The organism is Candidatus Poriferisodalis multihospitum, from assembly GCF_028283155.1.
GTDB classification, from domain to species: domain Bacteria; phylum Actinomycetota; class Acidimicrobiia; order Acidimicrobiales; family Poriferisodalaceae; genus Poriferisodalis; species Poriferisodalis multihospitum.
In genome coordinates, this window is the sequence record NZ_JAPYOK010000098.1 from 21,435 (window position 1) to 27,671 (window position 6,237).

7 protein-coding genes and 1 pseudogene are annotated in these 6,237 nt (G+C 66.4%); 3 read left to right on the plus strand and 5 right to left on the minus strand.

Going from position 1 to position 6,237, the window contains the following annotated elements:
• Nucleotides 1-424 precede the first annotated feature (424 nt).
• Together VI480_RS10870 and VI480_RS10875 are read right to left on the minus strand one after the other, a co-directional pair.
• Nucleotides 425-1,516 (minus strand): annotated as a pseudogene (locus VI480_RS10870) (flavin-containing monooxygenase); the annotation flags it as partial.
• Between the two features lie 112 nt (nt 1,517-1,628).
• Nucleotides 1,629-2,129, minus strand: a complete 501-nt coding sequence (locus VI480_RS10875) for an FABP family protein (protein ID WP_323672864.1) — start codon at nt 2,127-2,129, stop codon at nt 1,629-1,631.
• Between the two features lie 64 nt (nt 2,130-2,193).
• On the opposite strand from VI480_RS10875, the gene VI480_RS10880 reads away from it, so the two are divergent.
• Nucleotides 2,194-2,550 (plus strand): thioesterase family protein, encoded by a 357-nt coding sequence (locus tag VI480_RS10880; protein ID WP_323672865.1) that lies wholly within the window; start codon nt 2,194-2,196, stop codon nt 2,548-2,550.
• On the opposite strand, the gene VI480_RS10885 is transcribed toward VI480_RS10880, so the two are convergent.
• Together VI480_RS10885 and VI480_RS10890 are read right to left on the minus strand one after the other, a co-directional pair.
• Nucleotides 2,547-2,888: a hypothetical protein gene (locus VI480_RS10885; RefSeq protein WP_323672866.1), complete on the minus strand. Its 342-nt coding sequence runs from the start codon at nt 2,886-2,888 to the stop codon at nt 2,547-2,549. The genes VI480_RS10880 and VI480_RS10885 overlap by 4 nt on opposite strands.
• Before the next feature lie 18 nt (nt 2,889-2,906).
• Nucleotides 2,907-3,035 carry a hypothetical protein gene (locus VI480_RS10890; RefSeq protein WP_323672867.1) on the minus strand — a complete coding sequence of 43 codons (129 nt, stop codon included), beginning with the start codon at nt 3,033-3,035 and terminating at the stop codon, nt 2,907-2,909.
• Nucleotides 3,036-3,164: 129 nt separating this feature from the next.
• Here VI480_RS10890 and VI480_RS10895 point away from each other — a divergent pair, with 129 nt between their 5' ends.
• Nucleotides 3,165-4,298 carry a hypothetical protein gene (locus VI480_RS10895; RefSeq protein ID WP_323672868.1) on the plus strand — a complete coding sequence of 378 codons (1,134 nt, stop codon included), beginning with the start codon at nt 3,165-3,167 and terminating at the stop codon, nt 4,296-4,298.
• Between the two features lie 39 nt (nt 4,299-4,337).
• Nucleotides 4,338-5,471 carry a DUF1295 domain-containing protein gene (locus tag VI480_RS10900; protein ID WP_323672869.1) on the plus strand — a complete coding sequence of 378 codons (1,134 nt, stop codon included), beginning with the start codon at nt 4,338-4,340 and terminating at the stop codon, nt 5,469-5,471.
• On the opposite strand, the gene VI480_RS10905 is transcribed toward VI480_RS10900, so the two are convergent.
• On the minus strand, nt 5,465-5,728 hold the full coding sequence (locus VI480_RS10905) for a Uma2 family endonuclease (RefSeq protein WP_323672870.1): 264 nt from the start codon (nt 5,726-5,728) through the stop codon (nt 5,465-5,467). The genes VI480_RS10900 and VI480_RS10905 overlap by 7 nt on opposite strands.
• Between the last annotated feature and the right edge of the window lie 509 nt (nt 5,729-6,237).

Genomic DNA, 6,237 nt, shown 5'->3' on the forward strand with positions numbered 1-6,237 from the left:
AGCCGTTGTCCATCAGCATGCGCTTGCCGAACGGCGGGTAGGTGGGCAGCACCTTGTCCAGCAGCTCGTCGGCCCGGTCGCCCAGCTCGTCGATCACGTAGCGCGTGAAGTAGGCCCGGTGGGCGTCATTCTGGGCGTTGAGCGACCGTTCGGGGTGCTCCCAGTCGGGGTCCCTCTGCAGGGCGGTGTGGATGCGGTCGTTGAACGTCCAGCCCAGCCGCACCCGGTACCAGGCCCGGTACAGCGGCACTGCCTCGAACAGGGTCCTCATGGCATCGGGAACCGGCTTGCGGAACTGATCGAACGGCGCGGCCCAATGGTTGGACCGCTGGTAGATCGCCAGTGATTCCACGTCGTGCTGGATCTCGGGGGCTGTCTGCATGCAGCTCGCGCCGTTGCCCACGATCGCCACGCGCTTGCCGGCGACATCGGCATCGGCGGGCCAGCGAGCAGTGTGCCATGTCTCGCCGCTCCAGGATTCGAGGCCGTCGATGTTGGGGCGGATCGGCGGGTTGAAGATGCCAGCAGCGCTGATGATGACGTTCGCCTCGATGACCTCGGCGGGGCCGTCAACGCCCTGAGCGTGGCCGTTGGCGTCCGGTGCGGTGGCCGCGCCGTCGTCGCGGCGCCGCAGTCCGGTCTCGTCGGGCGTGGCACTGAGGCCGAGCCGTCCGGTCTCCCAGCGGCCTTCGTTGTCGGCCACGTGACGCACCTCGGCCTGCCAGACCTGCCGCTCGGCGTCGTAACTGATGCGCTCCACCGACGTGTTGAAGCGGATGCGGTCGCGCACGTCGAAGTCGTCGGCCACCCTCTCGAGGTAGCCGTGCAACTCGTCGCGCAGGCAGAAGTACATCTTCCAGTCGTGCGGAGCGAACGAGTACGAGTACAGGTGGTTCGGAGTGTCGACACCGGCGCCCGGGTAGCGGTTCTCCCACCACACGCCGCCGACCGTGCCGTTGCGCTCCACCACCTCGTAGGGCACGCCGGCCTGCTGCAGGTTGATCGCAGCGCACAGCCCCGAAGCACCTGCGCCGATGACCAGCACCTTGAAGCCGGGCGGCACGTTGATCGGGTCGTGGTCGAGGAACTTGGCGAGGCCGAGCTGCGCGGCGGTGAAAGCGCCGTACTCGTCGGGGACGTGCTCGCCCATCGCGGTGCTGAGCATTCGCACGATCAACGCATCGTCGGGCTCGCTGATCGCCATCGGGCGGCCGTCCCGCCATGCGGCAATGGCCTCGAGCGCCGCTTCCCGCACTTCTTGCTGATGCTCGGGAGCTAGGCCTCCCGTGTCGTTGTCGCCGAGCCCGGGCTGACGCTTCGGACGATAGGGATCGTCGAGCCAGTGCAGCTCGCCGGTCATCTGCACCAGCACCATCAGCAGTGTCGGGATATTCGCTACCGCAACAGCGGCAGCGAGCGTCTCGTCATCCACATCCGGACGGCCCGCCGCCGTCGGAGCTCCGTGGTCGGCCGCATGGGCTCCGTTTGCTGCATCGGTTCTGGACATGTCTGACATCGCTCCCTCTCTGACCCAAGGGCCAGCGTAGGACGTTGCGCCGGAGCGGGCCCGGTGTGCCGCAGCCGCCGAGTCGACGCGACCTCTCTGCGTGCTGGCTGGTGGGGCCGTGTCAGGCCTGTTTGGTCAGCTCGCCGCGCAGGTGGTGCAGGAGCTCGGGGTGCCCCACAGCGGCCATCCAGAGCTCGGAGATCAGCGTGACGCCACCGGCCCTCAGCCCGGCAATGCTCAGCTCCCGCCGTACCGAGGTCACCTCTTTCGCGCGAGGCGTGAGGCCGACCTGGGAGCTGCGGAGTTCGATCGCCAAGCCGTCGGGGGTAGTGCGGACCGTGCCAAGGCAGATCTCGACAACACCCGACGGCTGCGCCAGCGCGAGTTCCAAGTCTCCCCCGGGCAGGGCGCGCAGGTAGCCCGCCTCCGAGTGCAGCGGCTCGCCGGTGTCGCGGTTGCACGTGCGCTGGATCATCGACACGAACGGTTTGCCGACGTGGCCGAACGTCAGCTCTTCGGTGTAGGCGAAGTCGTCGATCGTCGGGTACTGGCCGGTGCCGCCGCCCTGCCAAGTTCCCAGCAGCGGGGCGAGCGGTTCGCACTGCGGATGCAGCTCAGGCATGTCCGCAACCTACTGGGGCAGCGCCCGACACTTCGCCAGAGCGCAACCTCTAAGGTCTGCCGCCATGAGCGGAGCCATCGAAGTCGGATTCACCACAAGCGAGACCCACCGGGTCACCGACGAGATGTCGCCGCCGCACCTGCCCAACAAGGTGCTGTCCACGCCCGACATGGTCCGCCTGATCGAAGGCACGTGCCTGTTCGGCGTCCAGCCGTACCTCGACGAGGGTCAGACAACCGTCGGCATCCACATCTGCGTGAGCCACCAAGCCGCTGTGTCCTCGGGCGAGGACGTCGTGGTGTCGGGCGAGATCAGCGAAGTCGACCGCCGCCGCCTCGTCTTCGACATCAAGGTCACCCACGGTGACACGCTCATCTCTGAGGGCACGCACCAGCGGTTCATCGTGGGTGGTCAGCCCTAGCCCTGCCGCTCCCGCATCTGCTGGACGAAGCGGATGATGCGCATCGTGTCGAGCGCGGTGAATCGCCCGATCGGCCCGGTCGAATAGCACGCTTGGGCAACCTTGCCGCCCGGCGCCAGAATGAACCCGGTGGCGTGCAGGATGCCCCGGGCCTCCTCGGTGTACGCCCCGGTGAGCGACGACACCTCGGCCATGTCTGCGCTGTGCAGCATCTTCACCGTGCGCAGCTGCAAGCCGTCGGAGAGGCCCTGCGTGGTCTCCTTGTCGTCCACGGAGAGCGCCACGACGCTGGCACCGAGCGTCTTGAGCAGCGAGCCGGCGCCGTCGAAGTCAACCAACTGTTGACGGCAGTACGGTCACCAGTGGCCTCGGTACACCAGCACCACGCCCCAGCCGTCGTCGAAGACGCCGGGGATCGTGACCTGCTGATCTTCAAGGTCGGCCAGAGTGAGTTCCGGGAATCGATCCCCGCTGTCGAGCTTCATGGCTTCACGCACCTTCCTGCCGTTGCCAGCGGACGCTACCGCCGAGAATGTCGTTGAGTCCCACGGCCGCTCGCCACTGACGGCAATACTGGCAGTCTGCGCTGACCAGCGCGAAAGGGGGCGTGCAGCATGATCGACTGGCTCGGCATAGGCCATCTATTTGAATTGACCGCCGGTGAGGCGGTGCTGGGGTTCCTCACACCGCTGTTCGTCTGCGCTTTCGCATTCGTGGCGCACATGATCCTGCCCGCCCGGCGCGTGACCGGCTACGCCACCAACCGCGAGACCGGCGAACCCCGGAGCTACCGGCTCAACGGCATCTTGGTATTCGTGCTCGCGCACATCATCTGGGCGTTCGAGCTGTTCGGCCTGCCGCGGGAGTGGTTCTACGAGTCGACCATGTACGCGATAGCAGGCGGCGTGATCATCGCCGCCATCGCGACGATCTTCGTGGTGTTCACCCAGCCCCCCGGCGAGCACACGAACCCGCTCAAGGCGTTCTATCTCGGCCGCGCGCAGGAGCTGCAGTTCTTCAACAACCGCTTCGACCTCAAGATGTACTTCTACATCGTCGGCGGCACGATGCTGTCGCTCAACGCGTGGTCCGGGTTGGCGTGGCATGTTGACTTCGTCGACGACGTCAACCCCGGCTTGGTCCTCTACGTCGCCATCAATTCCTTCTACGTCTTCGACTACTTCGTGTGGGAGCGGGTGCAGCTCTACACCTACGACCTCATCCATGAGAACGTCGGGTTCAAGCTCGTCTGGGGCGGGCCGTTCGTGTGGGGCTGGATGTTCGTGCTGCCGCTGTGGGGCTTGGCGAAGCATCCCGATCCGGGCTTCTCGGGGGGCTGGATGTACTTCTGGCTGATCGGCAGCGCAGCGCTGTTCGTGGCCGGCTGGGTGATCTCACGCGGCTCCAACATGCAGAAGTACTGGTTCAAGCGCTGGCCCGAGCGCCCCTTCCTCGGCATCAAGCCGGAGATCATCGTGGCCGGCGACCGCAAGATCCTGTGCAGCGGCTTCTGGGGGAAGGCCAGGCACTTCGGCTACTCCGGCGAAGCCCTCTACGGGCTGTCCAACGCCCTGGTGTTCGGGCACTTCACCAACCTGTGGGCCTGGAGCTACTTGATCATGATCGTGACCTTCTTCGTGCCCCGCCAGTTCGAGGACGACAGAGCGTGCGCTGAGAAATACGGCGCAGAGAAGTGGGCCGAATACCAGGCCCGGGTGCCGTACCGGATCATCCCCGGCGTCTTCTAGCGCCGGCCGGCCGCAGGGGTACCGGAGAGGAGGCCGCCGATGTTCGAGCGGCTCGGCATCGGCCACTTGGCCGAGTTGACGGCGGGCGAGGCAGTGCTGGGATTTCTCACGCCGCTGTTCGTGATGGCGGCATTCTTCGTGCTGCAGATGGCCATTCCCGGCAAGCGCGTCTCCGGATACGCCATCGACACTGAGACGGGCCAGCCCCGCAGCTACCGCCTCAACGGGCTGGCAGTGTTCGCAGTGGCCCAAGCGCTGTGGTGGTTCGAGCTCACCGGCATGCCTCGCGACTGGTTCTACCGCTCATCGCTGTACGCCGTAGCCGGCGGAACGGCCTTGGCCGTCATCATGACGCTGATCGCCGTGTTCAGCCAGCCCGAAGGCGACGTCAAGAACAAGTTCCTGGCATGTTGGTTCGGCCGCGCCCAGGAGATGCAGTTCTTCAACAACCGCATCGATCTCAAGATGTACTTCTACGTGGTGGGCGGCACGATGCTGTCGCTCAACGCTTTCTCCGGCGCGGTCTGGCACTACGAGAACGTCGACGACCCGAATCCGGGCGCATACCTCTTCGCAGCGTTCTTCACCCTCTACGTCTTCGACTACTTCGTCTTCGAGCGAGTGCAGCTCTACACGTTCGACATCATCTACGAGCGCCTCGGGTTCAAGATGTTCTGGGGCGGCCTGTTCGTCTACGGCTGGATGTTCATCATCCCGATGTGGGGCATGGCAGCGCACCCGGATCCGGGCCACTCAGGGGGCTGGCGCGCGCTCTGGCTGATCGGCGCACCGGCGCTGTACCTGGCGGGTTGGTGCATCAGCCGTGGTGCCAACATGCAGAAGTACACGTTCAAGCGATGGCCCGAGCGCACCTTTCTGGGCATCAAGCCCCAGATCATCGAAGCCGGCGAGCGCAAGATCCTCTGCAGCGGCTTCTGGGGCGCATCCCGCCATCCCAACTACATGGGCGAAGTGTTCTACGGGCTGGGCCTCGCCGTGGCCTGGGGCCACTTCGGCAGCCTCTGGGCGTGGCTCTACCTGATCTATGTCTTCGCGCTGTTCAGCTACCGGCAGATGGACGACGACAAGCGCTGCGCGCAGAAGTACGGCCCCGAGAAATGGGCCGAGTACCGCGAGCGCGTCCCGTACCGCATTATTCCTGGCATCTACTGACCCATCGGTTCGAAGACGGCCTTGATCGGGCAGGCGAACCCGGCCAGGACATCGAGGCCGCTCAGCGTGTCCTGCTCGCCGAGCGTTGCTGCGCGGTCGGTCTGGTGCACGTCGACCGTGCGCGTGTCGGGACAGACGACCCAGACCAGGCGAACCCCGTGACGCAGCCACATCTGTGCCTTGTCGCGGACCTCGCGGCTGGTGGCCGTCGGCGTGGGCGCCTGCGCCGCCGTGCGGTTCCTCGTGGCCGTCGGCAATGAGGTCGCCGGTCTGCGGGCTTGAGGTGTGTGCCTGGCCGGTTTGTGTCCTGAGCGCGGATCGGTCCGCATGCGGCCTGCGGGGGCGGGTCTTGTGGGTGCTGTCGGCGGGGCGGTATCCTGCGCACAGGTCGACGCGCGCTCGGAGGCCCGAGATGATGCAGCACGGGGAAATGTCAGCCATGGCAGAAGCACGCACGGCAACGAGCAAGGCCTCCGCTGCAGCGGGCGCCGACGCGGCAGGCGCGGCGCGGCCGGTGTCGGTGTCTGCTGCGACCCCCCCCCCCCCGCGTGGTAGGGGTTTCCTAGGGCGTCTTCGGGCGCCGTTTTGGGGGCTGGCGCTCGCAGCCGGGGTGCTGGCCGTCGTGCCCGCCGGAGGGGCCGGGGCGCAGACAGACGCAACGGAGACGTTCGTCAGCAACACCGACTTCTCCGCTCCTGGCCAGATCGCCACGACCAGTGACTACGCTCAGGCGTTCACGACCGGCAGCGGCGCCGCCTTCTATCGC

Coding starts and splice junctions, on each gene's coding strand:
- VI480_RS10895 (WP_323672868.1), top strand. CDS start 3,165: ATGATCGACTGGCTCGGCATAGGCCATCTATTTGAATTGACCGCCGGT.
- VI480_RS10875 (WP_323672864.1), bottom strand. CDS start 2,129: ATGCCTGAGCTGCATCCGCAGTGCGAACCGCTCGCCCCGCTGCTGGGA.
- VI480_RS10880 (WP_323672865.1), top strand. CDS start 2,194: ATGAGCGGAGCCATCGAAGTCGGATTCACCACAAGCGAGACCCACCGG.
- VI480_RS10890 (WP_323672867.1), bottom strand. CDS start 3,035: ATGAAGCTCGACAGCGGGGATCGATTCCCGGAACTCACTCTGGCCGAC.
- VI480_RS10900 (WP_323672869.1), top strand. CDS start 4,338: ATGTTCGAGCGGCTCGGCATCGGCCACTTGGCCGAGTTGACGGCGGGC.